Source organism: Methanosarcina subterranea (assembly GCF_055385895.1).
Genome location: NZ_AP042426.1, coordinates 570,152 through 591,647, shown reverse-complemented (window position 1 = coordinate 591,647; position 21,496 = coordinate 570,152). Strand labels below are relative to the sequence as shown.

Annotated in this window: 18 protein-coding genes; 9 read left to right on the top strand and 9 right to left on the bottom strand. The window is 43.6% G+C overall.

Annotated elements, in window-relative coordinates:
- Window positions 1–13 precede the first annotated feature (13 nt).
- The 5 genes from cyaB to ACZ5A8_RS02525 form a co-directional block, all read right to left on the bottom strand.
- Window positions 14–550 (bottom strand): class IV adenylate cyclase, encoded by a 537-nt coding sequence (gene cyaB / locus ACZ5A8_RS02545; RefSeq protein WP_464532028.1) that lies wholly within the window; start codon window positions 548–550, stop codon window positions 14–16.
- An 89-nt stretch (window positions 551–639) separates the two neighbouring features.
- On the bottom strand, window positions 640–1,038 hold the full coding sequence (locus tag ACZ5A8_RS02540; RefSeq protein WP_464532027.1) for a Zn-ribbon domain-containing OB-fold protein: 399 nt from the start codon (window positions 1,036–1,038) through the stop codon (window positions 640–642).
- A 6-nt stretch (window positions 1,039–1,044) separates the two neighbouring features.
- Window positions 1,045–2,217, bottom strand: coding sequence for an acetyl-CoA acetyltransferase (locus ACZ5A8_RS02535; RefSeq protein ID WP_464532026.1), 1,173 nt, complete (start codon window positions 2,215–2,217; stop codon window positions 1,045–1,047).
- 15 nt (window positions 2,218–2,232) lie between these two features.
- A complete protein-coding gene (locus ACZ5A8_RS02530; protein WP_464532024.1) occupies window positions 2,233–3,282 on the bottom strand; it encodes a hydroxymethylglutaryl-CoA synthase in 1,050 nt (349 codons plus the stop codon).
- Between the two features lie 41 nt (window positions 3,283–3,323).
- Complete coding sequence (locus tag ACZ5A8_RS02525) at window positions 3,324–4,064, bottom strand: helix-turn-helix domain-containing protein (RefSeq protein WP_464532023.1); 741 nt, start codon at window positions 4,062–4,064, stop codon at window positions 3,324–3,326.
- Between the two features lie 142 nt (window positions 4,065–4,206).
- Between ACZ5A8_RS02525 and ACZ5A8_RS02520 the strand changes: the two genes are divergently transcribed.
- From ACZ5A8_RS02520 to ACZ5A8_RS02510, 3 genes are all read left to right on the top strand, one after another.
- Window positions 4,207–5,025, top strand: coding sequence for a Dna2/Cas4 domain-containing protein (locus ACZ5A8_RS02520; protein ID WP_464532022.1), 819 nt, complete (start codon window positions 4,207–4,209; stop codon window positions 5,023–5,025).
- 452 nt (window positions 5,026–5,477) lie between these two features.
- Window positions 5,478–6,824 carry a YncE family protein gene (locus ACZ5A8_RS02515; protein WP_322225823.1) on the top strand — a complete coding sequence of 449 codons (1,347 nt, stop codon included), beginning with the start codon at window positions 5,478–5,480 and terminating at the stop codon, window positions 6,822–6,824.
- Between the two features lie 513 nt (window positions 6,825–7,337).
- Window positions 7,338–9,242, top strand: a complete 1,905-nt coding sequence (locus ACZ5A8_RS02510) for a phosphoadenosine phosphosulfate reductase domain-containing protein (protein WP_464532020.1) — start codon at window positions 7,338–7,340, stop codon at window positions 9,240–9,242.
- An 825-nt stretch (window positions 9,243–10,067) separates the two neighbouring features.
- Here ACZ5A8_RS02510 and ACZ5A8_RS02505 read toward each other — a convergent pair.
- On the bottom strand, window positions 10,068–10,322 hold the full coding sequence (locus ACZ5A8_RS02505) for a protease inhibitor I42 family protein (RefSeq protein ID WP_464532019.1): 255 nt from the start codon (window positions 10,320–10,322) through the stop codon (window positions 10,068–10,070).
- 516 nt (window positions 10,323–10,838) lie between these two features.
- On the bottom strand, window positions 10,839–11,939 hold the full coding sequence (gene dinB / locus ACZ5A8_RS02500; RefSeq protein WP_464532018.1) for a DNA polymerase IV: 1,101 nt from the start codon (window positions 11,937–11,939) through the stop codon (window positions 10,839–10,841).
- 328 nt (window positions 11,940–12,267) lie between these two features.
- On the opposite strand from dinB, the gene ACZ5A8_RS02495 reads away from it, so the two are divergent.
- The 4 genes from ACZ5A8_RS02495 to ACZ5A8_RS02480 all read left to right on the top strand — a co-directional run bounded on the left by ACZ5A8_RS02495 (window position 12,268) and on the right by ACZ5A8_RS02480 (window position 15,516).
- On the top strand, window positions 12,268–13,251 hold the full coding sequence (locus tag ACZ5A8_RS02495) for an energy-coupling factor ABC transporter ATP-binding protein (RefSeq protein WP_464532016.1): 984 nt from the start codon (window positions 12,268–12,270) through the stop codon (window positions 13,249–13,251).
- 43 nt (window positions 13,252–13,294) lie between these two features.
- Window positions 13,295–14,101 carry a cobalt ECF transporter T component CbiQ gene (cbiQ, locus tag ACZ5A8_RS02490; protein ID WP_464532014.1) on the top strand — a complete coding sequence of 269 codons (807 nt, stop codon included), beginning with the start codon at window positions 13,295–13,297 and terminating at the stop codon, window positions 14,099–14,101.
- A 447-nt stretch (window positions 14,102–14,548) separates the two neighbouring features.
- Entirely contained in the window at window positions 14,549–15,217 is a 669-nt protein-coding gene (gene cbiM, locus ACZ5A8_RS02485) for a cobalt transporter CbiM (protein WP_229387801.1), read from the top strand.
- On the top strand, window positions 15,214–15,516 hold the full coding sequence (locus ACZ5A8_RS02480; RefSeq protein ID WP_464532013.1) for a PDGLE domain-containing protein: 303 nt from the start codon (window positions 15,214–15,216) through the stop codon (window positions 15,514–15,516). Before cbiM ends, ACZ5A8_RS02480 begins: the two co-directional genes overlap by 4 nt.
- Window positions 15,517–15,697: 181 nt before the next feature.
- On the opposite strand, the gene nth is transcribed toward ACZ5A8_RS02480, so the two are convergent.
- Together nth and ACZ5A8_RS02470 are read right to left on the bottom strand one after the other, a co-directional pair.
- Window positions 15,698–16,402, bottom strand: coding sequence for an endonuclease III (gene nth / locus ACZ5A8_RS02475; RefSeq protein WP_464532011.1), 705 nt, complete (start codon window positions 16,400–16,402; stop codon window positions 15,698–15,700).
- Window positions 16,403–16,567: 165 nt separating this feature from the next.
- Entirely contained in the window at window positions 16,568–17,920 is a 1,353-nt protein-coding gene (locus ACZ5A8_RS02470) for a dihydrolipoyl dehydrogenase family protein (protein ID WP_464532009.1), read from the bottom strand.
- 401 nt (window positions 17,921–18,321) lie between these two features.
- On the opposite strand from ACZ5A8_RS02470, the gene purH reads away from it, so the two are divergent.
- Together purH and ACZ5A8_RS02460 are read left to right on the top strand one after the other, a co-directional pair.
- Window positions 18,322–19,938: a bifunctional phosphoribosylaminoimidazolecarboxamide formyltransferase/IMP cyclohydrolase gene (gene purH / locus ACZ5A8_RS02465; protein WP_464532008.1), complete on the top strand. Its 1,617-nt coding sequence runs from the start codon at window positions 18,322–18,324 to the stop codon at window positions 19,936–19,938.
- A gap of 731 nt (window positions 19,939–20,669) precedes the next feature.
- Window positions 20,670–21,455 (top strand): helix-turn-helix transcriptional regulator, encoded by a 786-nt coding sequence (locus ACZ5A8_RS02460; RefSeq protein WP_464532007.1) that lies wholly within the window; start codon window positions 20,670–20,672, stop codon window positions 21,453–21,455.
- Window positions 21,456–21,496: the final 41 nt, after the last annotated feature.

Below are 21,496 nucleotides of genomic sequence, written 5' to 3'. Positions count from 1 at the left end.
CTTAACAAATGATTCATTTAGAACTGTTTTTTCCCAGTACCATTTCAAGATAAGAAGTCCGGATAGAGTCTTTTTCCCCGGCGCCAAACTGTTTTAGCAACTCGAATAACTTTCCCCTTGAAGTTTCAAGATCTTTTTCATCTTCAGCTACGATTTCCACTTCAAGAAATTCTCCGAGCCCTTCGACTGCGTCAAGACAGACAGTTATCTCTCCTGCCCTGAAGACTTCCCTTTTTTTGCGGACTATCCCGGCTTCCGAGAATCCAAGGGCACGTAGTATTCCTGTGGTAGTGGCCTCATCCACAGAAGTTTCGAGTTCTTCCCGGGTTTTGGAAACTTTGTCAAGCTTAGGGCCTTTATAGGTTAGCACGGCCTGGCCGTCCAGGGAACGAATCCTGAGAGCCTCGTCGGTCTTTGCAAAATCCCTGTAAGGAGCTGCAAAATAAGTATCTGACTGATTCTCAATCCCTATTTTTATTGCCCCTAATTTCTGAAGGATGGAGCGGACCTTTGAATGATCCGCTCTTACCTTGACTTCCACTTCAATCATAGTTTACAGACATCTCCGATTTGATCCGGGAGGCCCCGGAAATTCTCACTTTAGAATCATTAACGGAACCCGGAAAACTCCGGGCTCTATCATGTATCTGCAGGGACGAATTTGGTGCCGTAATAAATCATACCGCGTTCGCCGTCTTCCCCTAGCTTACGGAAAACGGGTTTTACCCTCATTCCTATATGCATCTTTTCGGGTTCACCAACAACCTGGGATGTCAGAAGGGGCCCTTCGTCCAGCTGAATTATTGCAAGTGTGTAAGGGGACTGGTTTTCAAAACCTTCCGCAGCTGTGTGAATTAGTGTATAGGTTACTATTTCGCCGGTGCCTTTAAATTTATAGGGTTCAATCTGGCCCGACCGCCTGCAGTTCACGCAAAAGTTACGGGGGGGATAAAAATAGTTTCCGCATTCATCACAGCGGGTACCTTCAAGGTTGTACCTGCTGCCGAGATTTCTCCAGAACCTTGGAACAGAAGACATCGAATATCACCTCTCCCTCGATAAGATATGTATTACTGCTGTTGCTCCTGACCCTCCGACATTATGGGTCATCCCGTACTTTGCGCCTTCTACTTGCCGTCTGCCTGCGTCCCCACGCAACTGGGTTGCGATTTCTACTGCCTGCTTTATCCCTGTTGCTCCTACGGGATGCCCGCAGGCTTTAAGGCCGCCGGAGGTATTGACAGGAATCCTACCTCCAATTGCAGTTTCCCCATTTGCTGTGACAATTCCGCCTTTCCCTTTCTCCGCAAAGCCGAGGTCCTCAATTGCACAGATCTCGGCAATAGTAAAGCAGTCATGTACTTCGACAAGGTCGATGTCTTCAGGAGCCAATTTTGCCATTGAATATGCCCTCTTTGCAGCCATTACAGTTGCATCAAGAGTTGTGATATCCCTTCTGTCGTGAAGGGCAATCGTATCACTTGCCTGTGCTGTCGCCTTAATGTAAATCGGAGTATCGGTATATTTGTGGGCAATGTCCGCAGGTGCCAGAACAAGTGCAGATGCCCCATCTGTTATCGGTGAGCAGTCAAAGATATGTAACGGGTCGGCTACCATTATTGAGTTAAGTACATCATCTACGGAGATTTCGTTCTTGTACTGAGCAATGGGATTTAAAGAGCCGTTTTTGTGGTTTTTTACGGCAACCTCTGCAAGCTGTTCGCTGGTGGTTCCGTATCTGTGCATGTGCAATTTTGCAATCATTGCGTACAGGCCAGGGAAAGTTGCTCCTGCCATACCTTCCCATTCACGGTCGGCTGCTGCTGCAAGAGCTGAAGATGCTTCCTCAGTTCCTACATCTGTCATTTTTTCCGCCCCTGCTGCAACTACGATATTGCTGTAACCGGATGCTACTGCCATGATAGCCTGGCGCAGAGCAAGCCCACCCGATGCACAGGCAGCCTCTACTCGAGTAGCCGGAATATGCAGGTTCTTGGAAAGCCCGGAATAATCCGCAATAAGGGCCCCTATATGTTCCTGGTCAACAAAGCGACCGCCGCTCATATTTCCTATGTAGAGAGCATCAATTTCTTTTCCGCTAACATCTGCATCTTCAAGTACTCCGATAGCGGCTTCTACAACTATGTCTCTTAAGGAACGCTCCCAGAGTTCCCCGAATTTTGTATTTTTTACTCCGATAATTGCTACGTCTCTCATGTATTCACCCCGTTTTCAAGCCAGGCGGATTTTACCTTTATGTCTGGCATACCTTGCATAGTCGATGTATATAGGATCCTTGATAAGTTCGGAAACCGTCGGAGCCTTGTTTCGGATTTCCTCAATCCTGTCAGTAACTGTTATGCTAAAAGCGTCGGAACCTGCTCCGGACCCGAAGGCGGTTGCAAAAATCCGGTCCCCGGGCTTTGCCTGGTCAAGGGTTGCAGCGATTCCCATAAGGCAGGAACCTGAATAGGTATTTCCTATTTTTGGAACTACAAGTCCCGGAGTAATCTGGGCTTTTGTGAACCCCAGCATCTTTGCAACTTTGCTCGGGAACTTCCCGTTTGGCTGGTGAAAGACTGCATAATCATAATCTTCCGGCTTTGTCCCGAGTTTTTTAAGAAGGCCATTTGCACCGTTTGTCACATGCTTAAAGTACCCGGGCTCTCCTGTAAACCTGCCTCCGTGTTCTGGGTAAGGCATCCCTTCCCTTCTCCAGAAGTCAGGGGTATCTGTTGTAAAAGAGTATGTACCTTCAATGATTGCGGCAAGCTCGGATTCTTTTCTCCCGATAAGGCAGGCGACTCCTCCTGCTGCGGCAGTGTACTCCAGGGCATCGCTGGGGGCTCCCTGAGAAACGTCTGCTCCTATAGCCATGCCAAGGTCAATCATTCCGGAACCCACCAGCCCCATACATGCCTGGACTGCGGCTGTTCCTGCTTTACATGCAAACTCAAAGTCTGCTGCAGTCATTTCAGGGGTTGCGCCGATTGCCTGGGCTACGATAGTGCTTGTTGGCTTTACAGCATAGGGATGGCTTTCTGAACCTGTGTATACCGCCTCGATTCTGGAGGGATCAACGCCGCTTCTTGCCATTGCGTATCTTGCCGCTTCCACTGCAATCGTTGCTGCATCTTCGTCTACATCAGGCACGGATTTTTCGTACACCATGAGGCCATTTTTGAGAGCCTCTGCGTCATCACCCCAAAGCCGGGCAATTTCTTCAATTTTTATACGGTATCTCGGAACATATGCGCCGTAAGATACAATTCCAATAGTCATTTGTTCACCTGTTTTTGAGTGTTTAGGGCATCTTCAGGGGGTCATTCCCTTGCAGAGTATTGACTGTATTTTTTCAGTAACTGCACAATCTGATCGAGATCCATTGTAGTTGCGACCAGGGGTACACGGTCCACTTCCGCCATCTTGACTGCAACAGGTTCGACATCTTCTTTACGGAGCCCGTGGAGCACAACAGCTCCGGGTTTCAGGTTGGTGACCCGGATAGCTACCAGAGGGGACTTTCCGGTAGTAACCTTTGTAAAGATCATGGCTCTGTCCGTACTCCAGCCATAGAGCTTCTGGAATTCGTGGGAGGAAAGTTCCAGGACTGCTCGCTGGCTGTCGATGACAGAAAAACCATATAGAGGCTTCTCAGATCCTTTATAGACGATCTCGCCTTCAATAAGGTTAACCAGTTTAGCAAGCTGTATCGGGAGAGTATACTCATAAGTTGAGTAGATGGATTTTGAGTTGCTTTCGGCGTTAAGTATCGATTCGTAGGTGTGAATCCTTTTGCCTCCCCGCTCAATATCTACTTCAAGCAGGGATTCCACAATCTTCCGGACTATCATCGTCCCCGGAGACTTTCGCCTCCCGCTTTCATAATCGCTGATAACAGAGGGAGAAACCTTAAGGTAATTTGCAATATCGGTCTGGGATATCTCAAAATTTAATCTCCACTTTTTCAGTGACTCGCCGGGTTTTTCAGAGAGTGTGATATCTCCAGCCATTTTCTCCGCCAGGCGGTTGCGCAGATTTTCTGAGGAATCGTTGGATGTCATGACTTACTTAATCTAAGAGGAAGCATTACCATATATATCTAACGAATGCGAGTTCGGCAATTGTCGCATAGGTTTAACTATCAGACAACAGAGAGATCTTTCCCAAAAAATTTATAAGAAATGTGAAAGAAATTGGAATGTAATGCCTGCAGATTCACGGAACCCCGAGATAAGCGTTTCTGACCTTCTTCTGTATATCAACTGCCCGCGGCGCGTATACTTTGTCAGCCGTGGATTTGAACTGCTTCCGGAAATAAACGCTTCACGGCTCGAGAGAATGCTCCTGAAAGAGCTCTCCCTGAATTACCCTGAAATTGTGAAAAAGTGTTCGTTAAACGCCGATACCCTATGTAAAGAACTTGAGTCTGCCCTTAATCAGGCCTGTGAAGACCTCCCACTAATGTTTCCGAGGGAATTTGCACGCATAGAGGAAGGAATACTGGAAGAAGGTAAGGTGCGGGCAAGAGCTAAAATTCCCGAAATTGCAGCTAATCTCCTTAAAGGACTTGAAGAATTCGGAAAAGACGCCATGCTTGCGGCACTTACTCCTGTTAAAACCGAACCATTTCTTTCATCGGAAAAACTTAACCTGAAGGGTGTCCCGTCCAAACTTGTCTGTTTCGAGGGTGCGAATGTTCCATCGATTCTAAAACCTGGGAACTGTCCTGTTCAGGGCGTGTGGGCATCTGACCGGATGCACGCCGCATCACTTGCCCTTCTGCTTGAAGCCGAGTTAGGAGGGGAAGTCCCCTTCGCTTTTGTCGAGTACGTAAGTTTCGGCCTTCTCCGGAAGGTGGTTATCCGAAGTTCAGACCGAAGAGAAGTTTTAAAAATCTGCAGGCGTGTGCAAAAAATAAAAGCCGGATTCATGCCTGAGAAAACGGAAGAAAAATTCTGTACGGAATGCACCTTTTCAGAACACTGCGTTTCGAATTCTTCTCTTATGTCCAAATTTTTCTAAACCGGGAATAGACAGAAAAAATTACAGTACAATAAAAAAGGCAAAAACCGGAAGAAAGTAAATTATCAGGGTAATAACAGGTAAGTCTCAAAGGCATTCATGGAGAAGCCAAAAAAGAGACCTGTTGTTCTGTAATGAGTTGTAAGGATTTTTTCGAATTTGACTGAACAGTTCGTATCTTCCCTGGAAACAACATCTCTTATTTTTTAAGTCTAGGAACGCACTTGCGTTGGTATGATTATATAAGTTTTCTATCCAAGGTCTCAAACAATTCATCCTTTTAAGTAATACATCTGGAAAAAGAAATCATAAGTCCAGAGCCCTTTCAGATTGTTTGATAGAATGGACAGAAAACTTATAAGGAGTTAGGCAAGAGAAATTTATGGAGTTCGAATATACTTTCCAAGATTACCTGAACTCCATAAAATACGCCCTAAAAGGCATGATTAGCAATGTCTAATAAAGCACGTAGAGAATATATCCTCATGAGAGTTTTTGGAATAACTGTATTTGCGATATTAATACTGGTGAGCGTAACAGGTGCAGCTCCATTTGCATATGTGACGAGCATAGGCGTCGACACTGGCACTGTTTTTGTAATTGACACTGCAACTGACAATCTCACAGCCGTGGTGCCTGTAGAAGGCTGGGCTGGAGGAGCTGCAGTCAACCCTTTCGGAACAAAGGTATACATAGCAGACTCATCAGGATTCAGCACCAATGTCTTTGTAATTGACACAGCAACAAATACTGTTGATGCGGTAGTGGATGTGGGAGGTTATCCTCGGAGGGTTTCAGTTAACCCGAAAGGATCAAGGGTTTATGTGACGAATCGTTACAGCAGAGTGGACGATAACAGCAACAATGTCTCTGTAATTAACACAGTAATTGGCACATCCACAAACACTGTAATGGACCCGGTTAATATGGGGCTAAGTACTTATGACGTTGCATTCTCCCCGGATGGGGAAAAAATCTATGCTACGAATAGTCGCAATAACACTACTTCTGTAATTGATGCGACTACAAACAAAGTTACAGTCATTGTGCCTGTAGGAGACTATCCTACTGATGTTGCAGTCAGTTCTGATGGAGATAAGGTGTATGTGATTAATTCAGGCAGCAACACTGTTTCTGTAATTGACACAGCTACAAACAACGTTACAGCCACTGTGCCTGTAGGAGACGGTCCTGGTGATATTGCAATCAGTCCTGATGGAAAAAAGGCATATGTGGCAAATTCCGGTTCCTACGATAATCCCGGTAACACTGTTTCTGTAATTAACACAGCAACAAACAAAGTTATATCCACAGTGCCTGTAGGAACTACTCCTTTAGAAGTTGCAATCACCCCGGATGGAACAAAGGTATATGTGGCAAACGCCGAAAGCGACAATGTATCTGTAATTGACACAGCAACAAACAAAGTTACAGCTACGGTGAGTACAGGAAAATATTATATGAACTACCCTACTGGAGTTGTCATTGGACCTTTTAGAGGTTCTAAAACGACTGATCAAAGTAAGATGGAAACCTTCAATGAAACTGACCAGGATACAGCGGCGAATTTAAATGCAACTGAAGATACCGGAGTCGAAGAAACTAACTTATCGTCTGAAGAAAAAAACGCTGTTGAATTCAATAATTCAAACAACAATAATTCTGAATCTGATAACCGTGGTAGATCAGGTGGAGATGAATCAAGCAAAAATAACTCTACTCCAGGTTTTGGATTATTGGGAAGCTTGGCCTGCCTGTATGGAGGATGGAAACTCAGGAAGGAGAAAGTGCCAAAATAGTTTTTTCTGTCGTTACTTATCGAACTGAAATTCTTATTGGATTAATTCTAGAATGGTTTTACTAAACGTGGTGGATATTACATAGGAGTGGATTTATTATGAAGAAATCAAGTTATCGAATATTGTTTATCGCTTGCTTTGCCTTTTTTTTTATTTTGAATTTTCTAAATGTGATTGGTCAACCTGATTTATCAATTATAATAGCAATAGTTATTGCGGCTTTAATGGAATCTCTTATTCCTTATTTAATTATAATTCTGATTATACATATCATAAATCGTGACAGCAGACCATATTGAATTACTCCATAGAATTTACGCACCCTAGATAAAAATCAAATACAACAAACATCAGGGTTTAACTTCACATTTTAGACATTTGACAGTTTAATGCTACTTTTTTCAGTTAAAATGCGGAAGTCCTATCCCAGTTGCAAAATCAATTTGATTTTAAGATAGGCTCTCAGGAAAAGCCAAAGCCTTTTAAAGGTGAACCTCTCTCAATCTGCGTGACATGTCCAGACCAGCATACCTTGGCAAAATGCTCCTGCACTGGTGCGATGCCTGCAATGTGCCTGTGCTCGGAAAACAGTGTGGGTGCGGCAATAGAACAAAAAAAGTTGAGGTAACTCCTCCAGGAGATATTCGCCCGGCTTTTGATTACGATATAAGGCGGATAAATTCCGTTTCTGAAAAACAATTTAATGCTCCTCTTATCCCCGAAGGTCACCTTGTGGTGCTTAATAAAGCTCCTTATGAAGACCGGATGGATGAAATCATAGTGGATGGAGAAGTCCTTGCATCTATCAGGTTCGAAATAGAAAACTGCACATGGGTTCTTCTCCCCAGGCTTGAAGGAGCTCGGCGGCTTTTCCAGGGAAGGGAAAGGAAAGAGCTGAAAAAATGGGTGGTTATCGAGCAGGAAATTATGCCTTTTATCCTGAAAAAAGGGGCAAGTGTCCTGGCTCCCGGAGTCCTTGATGCAGACCCTGAGATCGAGAAAGAGGATGAGGTTGTTGTCCTTATCCCTTCAGGAGAGGTAGTTTGCTGCGGGAGAGCACGGCTGACAGGCAGGGAGATGCTTGAAGAAAAGCGCGGGAACGCGGTAAAGCCGCGCTGGAGTGCGGAACCCGAAGCTGCAAAAACCCTCGAACCGGGAAGAAACTGGGATGATGCCGTAAAAGCCAATGAGAAAATTCTTGACTCTATGATAGAAGACGCTCATGCTTTCATAAGAAACGTTTCCGGGAGTATGGACCTGAAAGTCAGCGTATCCTATTCCGGAGGCAAGGACAGCCTTGCAGTGCTGCAACTTGTGGATGAAACTCTGGACGATTATGAATTGATGTTTGCAGATACAGGGCTTGAGTTTCCGGAAACTCTTGAAAACGTCAGAAAGGTTGCGGAATATTATGGAAAAACCCTGAGGACAGCAAGCGCAGGAGATTCTTTCTGGGAATCCATAGGAGTTTTCGGGCCTCCGACAATGGACACGCGCTGGTGCTGCAAGATATGCAAACTTGGACCTATTACCAGGTTGATTGATGAAAACTATGAAGGAGGCTGCCTGAGCTTCATAGGGCAGCGCCAGTACGAATCCCATGCCCGGTCCATCAGTAAGAGGGTCTGGAAAAACCCCTGGGTAGGAAACCAGGTTGGGGCATCTCCCATACAGGAATGGACAGCCCTGCACATCTGGCTCTACCTCTTCAGGACAGAGGCTCCCTATAATCCTGCTTATGAAAAGGGGTATGACCGGATGGGATGCTGGCTCTGTCCTTCTTCGTCCCTATCCGACTTTTTCCTGCTTGAAGAAAGCCACCCCGAACTTGCAAAAAAACTCAACTCCCACCTTCAGGCTTATGCAGAGAAAATGGGGCTTTCTCCTGAATGGGTAAAGTACGGCTTATGGCGCTATAAGCGCTACCCGAAGGTACTGCAGGAACTTGCGGACAAAAAAGGAATTTCCCTGCTCCCTTCCCAGGATGCCCCAAAAGAACTCCAATTTGAAGTCGCCACAGGATACAGACCCTGCAAAGCAGGAGGAATTTCTGCGGATGGAAGTTTCGGGCAGGCAATAGATATAGGAACTCTGGAAGAAAGTGGAATGCTTTCCCCTGCAGGTAAGGTCTCCTTCATAGAAGGGGCTGCTTCTGTTGCCATGGGTGAATCAAGAGCCCAAGTTTTTGCTTCAGGAAATGTGAACGGAAGAAGTGAAAACGAAAAAACACTAAAAAAGCTAATGCGTATGGTCGAGTTCTCAGTGCGGAGAGCTATTCTTTGCCAGGGATGCGGAGTCTGTGTAGGGCATTGCAAGCACAGAGCAATTGAAATGAAAGGAAAAAGAGCCTGGATAATGGACAGCTGTACCCACTGCGGAGCCTGTATAGAAGTCTGCCCACTTGTGAAATTTATGTGAATATATTCGTGTTAGATGTTCAGTATCCGGTGTTAGAGTTCCAGTATCTGTCATTAAATGCTCAGATTGTCCACAAACAATAGCCTGATATTATTATGGGCAGCCTGATCGGCATCTCCAGTTTATTTCTCGTGCCGTGCCGCTGACCCAGGTTTTTTTCAATATGTGCAGAGCTGTAGCGGCCAGCTAACTAGAGAAAAAATGACCCTGAGTAAACCTGCATTCTTTTTGAGATGAGCAGAATACTGTAGAGAACTACCCCCGAATAGAAAAACTATTTTTTTCTATATGATTATGGAAATGTTTCCGTCAGTTCGTCTGGCACCCATCGAAAGGAAGGAAGAAATAAGAAAGTTACTAAGAGACGAACTATGGAAAACATGACTGGAGGACAAGGAAAAACTACCAGTTTTTATTAGTCCTCTCGAGAGAAACGAAGTGGAACGAAAAGGACCTCGTGCTGTTGCACTTGCAGTGCAACTCCCAGGAAATCTCTGATTCCCTGTGATCCCGAAGCGAAACTCGGGAAGTAAAAGCTGTGATTTTATAAATCAGTCTGCTTGAGCGAGCGAAGCGAGTGAAACAGACCTCGTGCTCCCGAAGCGAAACTCGGGAAGTAAAAGCTGTGATTTTATAAATCAGTCTGCTTGAGCGAGCGAAGCGAGTGAAACAGACCTCGTGCTCCCGAAGCGAAACTCGGGAAGCGAAGATTGGGAAGCGAAAATAGAAAACAAAAGTGAGTCCAAGGCAAGGCAGGGCGGATTGGACTTTTGCCAGAGAAGGCGACCTTGCCAGGGCTCCAGGCTCCACAGCCTGTAAAAATTATTATTCGGCATCAATATTGATCTCAAAACAGCTTGCTATCTGGTTACCCCTCCGGTATGTGCCTGTTATCTTTTGACTGCCCTGGCAAGTTACCTGAATATCCCATATATGGTATCCCCCGCTGCCGGTCTTTTCCTCATCTTCAGGGACAAACCTGTCCCTCGTCACCTGTAGCCCGTTAGTGGTCGCGATATCCCAGCTAAATCCGCTGACTGGATTTTCCGGAAACTGGATTGTAAACGGTTTTTTAATCATATTGTCCCTCTCCTAACCGTCCTTATGCAGCCGTCCTTCCCTACCCACTCTATTAATTCTTTTCGCCTTTTTTAGCGAATTTCAATGAAGTGCCATTTTGAAGAAACCCGCATGCGGGGATGATCCACATAAAAAATAGCATGGCTCAAAAAATGGGGGTAGAAATTCAGGTTATGGAAGCAATTTCGGAATATTAGCCATACTATTATTACATTTCTTGTGTGATAAATTTTATGAAAAAAATTATCTCATGGGTTAACAAAAAAGAAGATACACTCAATAAAATGAGAGTAACTAAGGCATATCTTAATTATATACTGAGTATAAATATAAATCTGGTAATGAGCCAGAATCCTGTTACAGGTTTAACAGGGTAAACATAACTTTCCAGCACATGTAAGATCGGGACATGTAAAATAGGGCAAACATAAAACCTGACCGCGCAAAAACAAATATAAGCAAAAACTAGTTCAGGACAACATACCCTTAAACTATGCAAAAACACATCATTTAGACTCAGTAATCAAAAAGGCTTTTCTGGCCCTTTCTTTTCTGGAGTCCTCCTACCCTTACTCCCACACGTCTGAGCCGGGTCCTGTTTTCCGAAAGGAATTCGCCCAGAATTTCCCTGGCTACACCAAGAAGGGCTTCCTTTGAAGAAACCTGGTGGCTGAGTGTGCGACTCTTTGTATACATCTTGAAATTTGAGTTTATGGCCGTAACGGTTACAACCCTGAAGGAAAGTTCCCTTGAGTCCAGTTTTTCAATAACGTCCCCTGCCAGTTTATCCAGTAGCGGAAAGATAAGTTCCTTATCCAGAGTATCTTCAGGCAATGTCGCAATTCTTCCTATCTGTTCTGATCCATCCCTTTCTTTAAGGAGAGTGTCATCAATTCCTGCAGCAGCATGTTTAAGCCATATACCCCTGGATTTTCCGAAGGTGGAAATAAGTTCGATAACATCGTGCTCTGCAAGGTCCTTTATTGTAACTACACCCATTTCCTGTAATTTTCTTGCAGTTACATCCCCGATCCCCCAGAGTTTGGACACATTCAGCGGCCAGAGAAAATTTTCCAGATCCTGAGGACTCACAACCGTAACCCCATCAGGTTTTTTTGCGGAGGAAGCCATCTTGGCAATTAGCTTATTTGGTCCTATTCCTATAGAGCAGGTCAATTTCTCTTTTTCTTTTATTTCTCCTTTTATCTGCATCCCGAGCTCAAAAGCTAGGTTAAAATCTCCACCTGTTCTGTCGGTTATTTCAAGGAAAGCCTCATCAACACTCATCTGTTCAAAGGAATCTCCGTTTTCTTCAGGGTCTGCATAGCTGCGGAGAATTCCCATAATCCTATCAGAAACCGAAGTGTAAAACGGCTTCCTGACAGGCAGGAAAACGGCTTCCGGATTAAGTTTCTTTGCCCTTGAGCAGGGCATTCCTGACCGGATTCCGAATTCTCGGGCAATATAATTACATGTGCTTACAGATCCACTGAGCTCGCTTCGCCCTGAAAGCATGCAGACTACAACTGCTTTTCCACGGAGTTCAGGGTTTTCCCGTTCCTCGATGGCTGCAAAAAAGTAATCCATATCTATATGAAGAATGACCCGCTGCATCACCGTAAAAGACGCGGGGAAGATTTGTATAATTATCTCTCAAGCTTATTTGCCTTTCAGGATTTAAAGTCGAAGAGAAAAGGAAGGTAAAAGGAAGGTAAAAGGAAGGTAAAAGAAAGGAAAAGCAGGCATAAACAATAAAGTGCTGACCTGAATCATTGATCCGAAATTTAAAGCACTACCCTGAAATAGAATAAAGCAATGAGCATAAACTGCAAATCGGGAAGTACAAACCATAACACATAAAAAAGATAACTTCATTAGCTGTAACACTATTTTTTAAAAATTATATAAAGGTAAGCAGTGGTCTCCGTACAGGACGTTTTCAGTTATGAGCAAATCAAACCCCCCAAGGAATCCCGGAGGAGAAGCAGATATTCCGGAGCAAATAAAGGGCAAAAAAAACCCTGAAACCGGGAGAAATCCGGAAAAAGCAGGCAATCCCTCAGAAAGAATCGACACCCCTATCCTTGAAGTAAGAGATCTATGCCACAGATACCCACACCTGGAATCAAATGCCCTTGATAAGATAAACTTGAAGGTACACAGTGGAGAAAGAGTTGCAGTGCTTGGGGCTAACGGAGCAGGAAAGTCTACCCTTTTTAAACACCTTAACGGGATTCTGCGCCCCCTTTCCGGGGAAGTCCTGGTAAAGGGAGAAAAGATTACTAAAAAGAATGTGCGGATGTGCAGGGAAACGGTAGGAATAGTTTTTCAGGATCCTGATGACCAGGTGCTTGCCCCGAGTGTTGAAGAAGATATAGCTTTTGGACCAATCAATATGGGCCTGTCCAGAGAGGAAGTAGAAACAAGGGTAAAGGGAGCCCTTGAAATGGTAGGACTTAAGGGTTTTGAAGAAAGAGCCCCGCACCACCTGAGTGGAGGACAGAAAAAACTCGTGGCAATTGCAGGAATCCTTGCCATGCGCCCGGAAGTTATTGTGCTTGACGAACCCACAGCAGGACTTGACCCTTTGAGTTCAGCCCGAATTCTGGAACTTATCATGAAAATGAATAGGGAACTCGGGATCACCATGCTTCTTTCAACCCATGACGTGGATGTTGTCCCTTATTTTGCTGAAAGGGTTTTCGTACTCCACCACGGAAAACTTGAGGCTGACGGAAGCCCCGAAGAGATATTCAATGACCCCGAACTCCTCAGAAAAGCCCACTTAAGGCTGCCCAGGATTGCAGAGGTCTTCGAAATGCTGAAACAGAAAGGCGTTGATGTAAGCATACAGATAACAGCCGAAACTGCCAGGGACGAGATCCTGCGGATTATAGGCTCCGCGCATCAGAAGGCAGGAATAAAATAAAAACCTGAAAATTTTTCACAGGACATTTTCAGGAGAGCTTTTGATGGTAACACTTACTGATATCGAGCGTGAATCATACAAAAATAGCCCGATACACAGGCTCGACCCAAGGGTAAAACTGCTCTTTGCGCTTGCAGTGATCCTTTACGTAGTTAGCCTGCCCCGCATCCATGAAGAAAATATAACTCGTCTTCTTGCAGTTGAGGCTTACCTTCTGCTTCTTGTGCTTGCTGCCAGACTGGACTTAAGGTACTTTATCCTGCGCATTCTTGCAATCTTACCATTAGGAATTGGAATTGCCCTGATCCAGCCTTTCTTGAAGCCTTCTTTTGTTGAGAATTACACTCTTTATCCTCTGGATCTTCCTTTAGGGCTCAGCATAACATATGAGGGAATTGCCTTCGGGAGTTCACTTCTCGTAAAGTTCCTTGTCTGCGTAACATCAGTCGTACTTCTTTCATCTACCACGAAGTTGAGGGATATGGTCTCAGCAGCTGATAGGATAGGTTTTCCGAGGGAATTTACCCTGCTGCTTAGCATGATGGTACGCTACCTTTTTCTTTTCTGGTCTGTCCTGAAAAGAATAAAAATTGCACAACAAACCCGCCTCTTTAACATATGGAACAAAAATGTGACAAGAAAGTGGATTATAAAACAGATAGGGTACAGCATCAGTTCAATCTTCGTACGGTCTTACGAGCAGGGAGAAAAAACCTATATAAGTATGCTCTGCAGAGGATACGGAAGTGGATATGAAAAAGCATATTATAAAGGAAAAATCAAAGCTCAGGATATTTTATTTTTGCTATTCAGCGCAGGATGTATCGTTTATATTCATTATTTTATTTGAAAAGCCGTATGTTGCCTGAAAATTTATGAGACCTTCTTTCCCGGGTAAATTCCGTTCTTACAATATAAATCATTCTATTATTTAATACTAAAAACCTGTACCTGCATACTCGTTTCAGTGCAGAAAGACATCGACGGACATGTAATTTGACGTATATATAAATACAGAAATAACGAATTTGATTAAACCGAATATTTATCGGACAAAGTAATATCAAAACGTATATATGTAATACTGGACAATCAGGTATTATCAAGAAATTCTCTAGAATAATCATTGGGAACGTTATTAGATATTTAAAGAAGCAGGGTTAACTTCTGAGAAATGATCAAAGACGTTCATTTTAAGAATACTCATATCCCCTTCAGGAATGTTTTTCCGTGCCAGAACGGGGATTCCTGTTTAGAAATTAAGAAGACAAGAAATGGGGTAAAAAGAGGAAAATGAATGCATATACCTGATTCGTTTATACCGCTTGACCAGGCAGTAATTTACTGGGTTATTGCCCTTCCTTTCATTATAATGTCAATGAGATGGGCAAGAAAAGAGCTCGATGAGATGAAAGTACCGATCCTCGCTGCCCTTGCAGCAGGGATATTTGCTATCCAAGCCATGAACATCCCCATAGGTATGGGGACAAGTGGGCACATGGTCGGGGCAGCCCTTGTGGCAATTGTTTTCGGAAGTCCCTGGGCAGGAGTTCTTGTACTCACGCTCGTGCTGCTTGTGCAGGGTTTTGCCTTTGCTGACGGTGGGATCACTACAATGGGTGCGAATATCCTGAATATGGGGGTTGTTTCCGGTTTTGTAGGGTATTATACTTACGCTGTGCTCCGCAGGAGCTTGAGCATAAACATTGCAGCCTTCGGAGGCGCCTGGCTAGGGCTTTTCATCTCGTCAATTGTCTGCGCAGTTCAGATGTGGATTGCAGGTACTTTCCCTCTGGTTCCGGGGCTTATGGCAATGGGAACCTTCCACCTGATAATTGGTTTCATAGGAGAAGGACTGATTACCTCAATAGCAATAACGGCTATTGCAAAATCCCGTCCTGATCTCCTGGAAGAAAATAGCCTGGAAGCCAGAAAAGAGAGAGTAGAAATGGAGGCAATGGCGTGAGCGGGAAAAATATGAAGTTTTTGTATTCCGGAATTGCAATTGCCCTCTTGGTCTCGGTACTTGCCCCTTTTCTTGCATCTCCGAACCCTGACGGGCTGGAAAGTGCTGCTCTGGGCGTGATCGATGAATCAAAACTGTCCGAGCTTGAAGAAATGGAACCTGCAGTAAGTTCTCCGATGACTGACTATTCAATAGAGGGAATGGGAAAAAGCGGGGAAATTATGGCGATTGCCATAGGAACTATAGCGGTACTGGCAATCAGTTTCGGGTTGGGAAAGGTTTTCAATAAAAAAGCCTGACAAAAAAATTGTATTTCCTTTTTGAAAAGCCGTTCATCTTCCAGATCATGGAAGAAACGGCTGCCCCATGAGTATTCTCATGAATTAAGTATCTCAGCATAACTCGTTCTAAATCATCAGGACTCTTTCCAGATTTTCCTTTATTAGTAATACTTTAGTGTCCCTGAAAAATTTCCATCGCTTACTCACCAATAAAGATAATGCTGGAGGGACACAGCTCTTTTACAACACAAACCTGACATCTGGGTTTTCTTGCCTGGCAAACTTTCCTCCCGTGATAGATGAAGGTCATGGAAACCGAATCAAGGTCTTCTTTTCGGGCAAGTGATATGAGGTCCTGTTCGATTTTTACCGGGTCCGAGTGCCTGGTAAAGCCCAGCCTTCCAGAGACTCTTTTTACATGGGTATCTACGGCGATGCCCTCTATCACTCCAAAAGCTCGGGCAAGCACTATATTCGCTGTTTTTCTCCCGACTCCGGGCAGAGTCACCAGTTCTTCCATTGTCTGCGGGACTTCGCCCCCATATAGCTCGACAAGCAACTGCGCGGCAGCTTTGATATTTTTTGCTTTGCTTTTGTAAAACCCCGTAGAATAAATATCCGCTTCAAGTTCTCTGAGGTCTGCACCTGCATAATCTTCGGCAGTCCTGTATTTTTTGAACAAATATTCAGTTACTCTGTTAATCTGGACATCCGTTGACTGAGCGGAAAGGACAGTCGCTATAAGGAGTTCCAGCGGATTGCTGTAATTAAGAGAAGGTTTTGCGTCCGGATATTCTTCCTTTAAAAGGACCCAGACCCGGTCAAAATTATGTCTGTTGTCAGGAATATAATATTCCTGCAAGGGCTCATTAGAAGTCAACTTTCCCGGTTTTTTTTCAGGCATCAAAAGAACTCCATTAACATTTCGATTTTCCCGGCCTCAATGTCCCAACCGTAATATCAGGATTTTTAAAGGCGTTTAACCTCTTTGCATAACTATTTTTATTACACATTTCAGGATCATTTTCCGATAGGATAATTTCAGATAAGCTATCCATACAGCCGATTTTTACAGCATATAACGGATATCAGAACATACTGTTGGATACGTAAACACCATTTTCCTTATGTCCGATGCCCGGAGACCAAGTCGCATTGCCATAGCAAAGATATTGATAGCCTCTTCGGCATTCGGACCCAGAATGTGGGCTCCTGCTATACGGTCTTTTGTTTCATCGATAATTACCTTTGAGGCTGCAAACTCCAGTCCCGCTCTTCTTGTGGTGTTCCATTTACTGCGGTCACGGAAAATTACCCTGTATTTACTATTTTCTTTTCCTTCACTAATTCCAACAGAAGCAAGGACAGGAATGGTAAAAACTGCACTGGGAATGCCTGTATAATCAGCTTCAGCCCCATTTCCATCGAGAATATTAGCTGCGGCAACCTCGCCCTGAAGTGTTGCTACCGGAGTAAGCTGCATGCCTTCAGCAGTAGAGTCTCCGCCCGCATAAACGCGAGGATTTGATGTTTTCATCTGCTTATCAACTATAATACCTTTTTTTCCAGCTTCAACTCCGGCATTCTCAAGCCGCAGATCTTCGAAATCAGGAATTCTGCCTGCTCCATTTACCACCATATCTGCATTGAAAGTCTGAATTTCGGACTGCGTTTCGGTCTTGTACTCAGCATTTACCAGAAATCCGTTATTCCCTTTTTCAACAGCTACTACCGGCCTGTTTGTAAGAATCCTGATGCCTGCAGCCTCGGAAGCCTTGACAAGCATATTCACCAGATCGGAATCAAACCCTCCCAGAAGCTTTTCGCTTCTATGCAGGATTAAAACTTCAGACCCAACTCTCCTTGCAATGTGTGCAAACTCTAAGGAGATATATCCGCCCCCGACAAAAATGATCTTTCCAGGAAACTTCTCTATTTCCATGAACTCTTCACTTGTTGTCATGTATTCCTCACCAGGGATGCTCAGTTTCCTCGGCTTTGACCCTGTAGCAAGGAAAATATACTTCCCTTTGAGTTTATCTTTCCCTACAAGCACGGTGTTTTCATTCTCAAAATGAGCTCTCCCGCGATACATATCAATTCCCATATCTGCGAACATTTTTTCAGCTTCACGGGGATAGCCCTCAGTAAACGTTCTCTTAAATTCAATAAGTGAAGGCCAATAAACCAGTAAAGGCTTCTCTGTCCCTGCACCTTTGCCTATAAGCCTGTTGTTCCAGTCTGTGGCTTCGGATACCCCTGCAAGAACCTTTTTAGGGTCGCATCCTCTAAGGGGGCATGTGCCTCCGTACTCCCTTGAATCAATAATGGCAAATTTCAATCCTGAGGACTTTGCCCTGCCTGCTAGAGTTCTGCCTGCAGTACCTGTCCCGATGATTATAATATCGTATTCATTTTCCATCGATTCCCCAACCTTTTTACCTGTTTCTCAAAAAATGGGCTTAAAAGGATGATTAAAAAATGAGTTCAAACATTCAAGGGCAGACGTAAGAAGTAACTTTGAGCAATATCACCATCCTGTACCCCTTATCATTTCTATTTCCAAGCAATAAGAATTCTACCTGAACTTTTTTTCAGAAAGATGTTCCTCATATAAAGATGGCAGAGGGCAATAGTTAAAAAATACCAAAAACTTAAAGAACTAGAAATCCAAGAGATTCATGTTAAACGTTAACAGAAATGTTGCATTTAAGGAGTTAAATTCTGATTTTTTCAATAAAAAGGTCATCTTTCCAATAAAATAATATGTAAACCATAAGTTTTATAGCTAATAATTTTTAAACCAAGTATATTGGTGATTTTTTGGTAAAAAGGGCACTGCTCAGCGTATCAGACAAGACAGGAATTGCGGAATTTGCACGCGGGCTTGAAGCACTTGGCGTGAAGATCATATCAACAGGCGGGACTGCGAAAATCCTTCGCGACGCCGGCGTCGAGGTTACTGATGTCACGGAAGTCACAGGCTATCCGGAGATGATGGGGGGAAGAGTTAAAACTCTCCACCCGAGAATTCATGGCGGGCTCCTATGCCTGCGGGACAGTAAGGAACAGATGGAGGAGGCTGCGAAAGAAGATATCTCTCTTATCGATCTGATAGCCGTAAACCTGTACCCCTTTGAAGTAACGGTTTCCAGAGAGGATGTGGAGCTTGAAGAAGCCATTGAAAATATAGATATCGGAGGCCCGACCCTTCTCCGCTCTGCAGCCAAAAATTATCGTTCTGTAACAGTATTATCTGACCCTTCAGACTATGGACATGTCCTTAAAGAACTGCGTTCAAGTGGAGTCATATCCGACAAAACCCGAGCTGCTCTTGCAGTCAAAGCTTTCAGGCATACGGCTGATTACGACGCAGCTATTGATACCTATCTGAGCAAGACCCTGCTTGGAGAAGAGGTGCTCCGCCTGAAATTTGCCGATGGCGTGAAACTTCGCTATGGAGAAAACTGGCATCAGAAAGCATATTTTTATAAAGAGTCTAAGATCGAAGGCCCCAGCCTGGCAAAAGCAGTCCAGCTGCATGGAAAAGAGCTTTCCTACAATAACTATGTAGATGCAGACAATGCCCTCCAGACGGTCAAAGAACTCGGAAATTCGTCCCCTGCCGTAGCAATTGTAAAACACAACAACCCATGCGGACTTGCTACTGGAGAAACACTCCTGCAAGCACTTCAGGCTGCCTGGGATGGGGATCCGATTTCGGCTTACGGAAGCATAATATGTACAAACGAGACTTTTGACCTCGAATCTGCAACTTTTCTGAATGGGAAATTCATAGAAATCATCCTTGCCCCTGACTTTAAGCCTGATGCCCTGGAGTACCTGAAAAATAAAAGTGAAAACCTGAGGCTCCTGAAACTTCCGGAACTCAGAGAGGTTTTCGGAACGGAATACACATACAAATACGTGGTCGGAGGCATGCTTAAGCAGAGTCGTGATATAGGGATCTATGAAAAATGGGAATCTGTTACTGAGATTCCCTATCCTGAAGACAAACGCGCTCTCTCGGAGTTCTGCCTTAAAGCCTGCAAAGCCACAAAATCCAATGCTGTGATCCTCGCGTATGAATACGAACCGGGATATTTCATGGTACTGGGAATGGGAGCGGGGCAGCCTAACAGGGTGGACTCAATCCGTAAACTGGCAGCCACAAAGGCAGTTGAAAACCTGAGGGTAATTTATGAGCGGGAACCGCTTGCTTCATCCTTTGAAGAGTACTGCCAGAAGATTATGTCAGAATGTGTAATGGCGTCAGATGCTTTCTTCCCCTTCGATGACAGCGTAATCCATGCATCAGAAAATAACATACGCTATATTGTTTCCCCTGGCGGTTCAATCAGAGATAGTGAAGTTATTGCTACTGCAAACAGACTTGAAGTTGCCCTGGTTTTTACAGGCATGCGGCATTTTCTTCATTGAAAAATCAAAAGGTAAAGGTTCGATATAAAAACAAAGAAGGATCCAATGTATTGAACCTGATCTTAATGTAAAAGCTCGAGTACCCCTGCACCCGGGCAGGGTACATTCTCATTTTAAACTTATTTTTCAGAGCTTCAGGGTTAGAAGACGAAAGATTTCCCAGAGTCAAGAGTTCTAAAATTCCTTGGCTAAGTGCATATGTCTATTTGATTACCGCGTACTTCAAAAAATTTATTAATGCACCTGGCTTATTATTTAATTCACCACAGGATCTAACTATTTTGATTAATAACTTATCAAAAGCCAATCTTAAATATCAATTTTTTACCCATGATTTTCAACCTGCATTCCGGATAAGCAGTTCTAAAACGTATATTAGTAGAATAATTTTATATCATTGTCATAAACTGTTTTTTCATTAAGTTAAGAATATTTTTCCAGCAAGATATTCTGCGTTTTCGAAGGACCGGTACATAGAATATCTAAATACCAGAAAAAATTATTAAGAATTAAGTATACTCTTGAAAAAGATAATATATATTGAATTCGTATACCATTCTAGCAACATTATATCATTCTGATATAACTGCCACCTCAATTCAATATAAAAGATGAAAAAAATTAAAAAAACCAAATTATCTTCACCTTAAATAAAAGCCGGAGAACTTACCTTTTCGTAACAACTCTTAAATTACTCCAAAAACAGTATGAAAAAATAAGGGCTGATAAATGTGAAATCAACTGGACTTTTAAGCATCCTAACCTTTTCTGAAAAACGAAAAGATATTTTATTTTTACTTCAGGAGAGCCCAAAAACCCTTTCGGAGATCAAGGACTATTTCGATGTAAGATCACCGGAGATTCTACCTCGCCTGAAAGAAATGGAAAATTCGAATTTAATTGTCAGACAGGAAGGAATGTATCGGTTGACTTATCTGGGAAAAGTTTCAGCCATATATTACAAACCTTTCCTTGACACTTTGGCAGCTATAGAAGCAAACGAAGACTTCTGGAGAGACCATGACCTTATAGCGGTTCCGGATATGTTGCTAAACAGAATACAGGAGCTAAAGGAGTGCAGAGTTGTAAAGGACGAGCATGAACATATTTATGACTCCCATAAGGCGTTCATGGAAAATGTCCTTACTTCCGGCCGTTTTATGGGCTTTTCATCAATTTTCCTTCCCAGTCATCCGCCGATGTTTCTTGAGATGGCCCGCAGGAATATTCCGATCTCCATAATTGTTACACCAAATGTCTTTTTTAAAATAAAAAGCGAGCATAACGCAGAAATAGAAGAATTTCTTAAGTATAAACACACAAGTTTCCATGTCTACGACAGCGCAAAGGTAGCTTTCGTCGTAACAGACAGGTTTATGTCACTCTCACTCTTTTTCAAAAACGGAACCTTTGACCCGAGAAGTGACCTTGTAGGTTTTGATTCTTCATCAATTAAATGGGGAGAAGACCTTTTTAAGCATTATAAAGAAAGTGCAGTTGAGATAAGGAGTCTGTAAATCGAAAGGTTGAAATGACCTGAGGTTGTAGTTATTCAGAG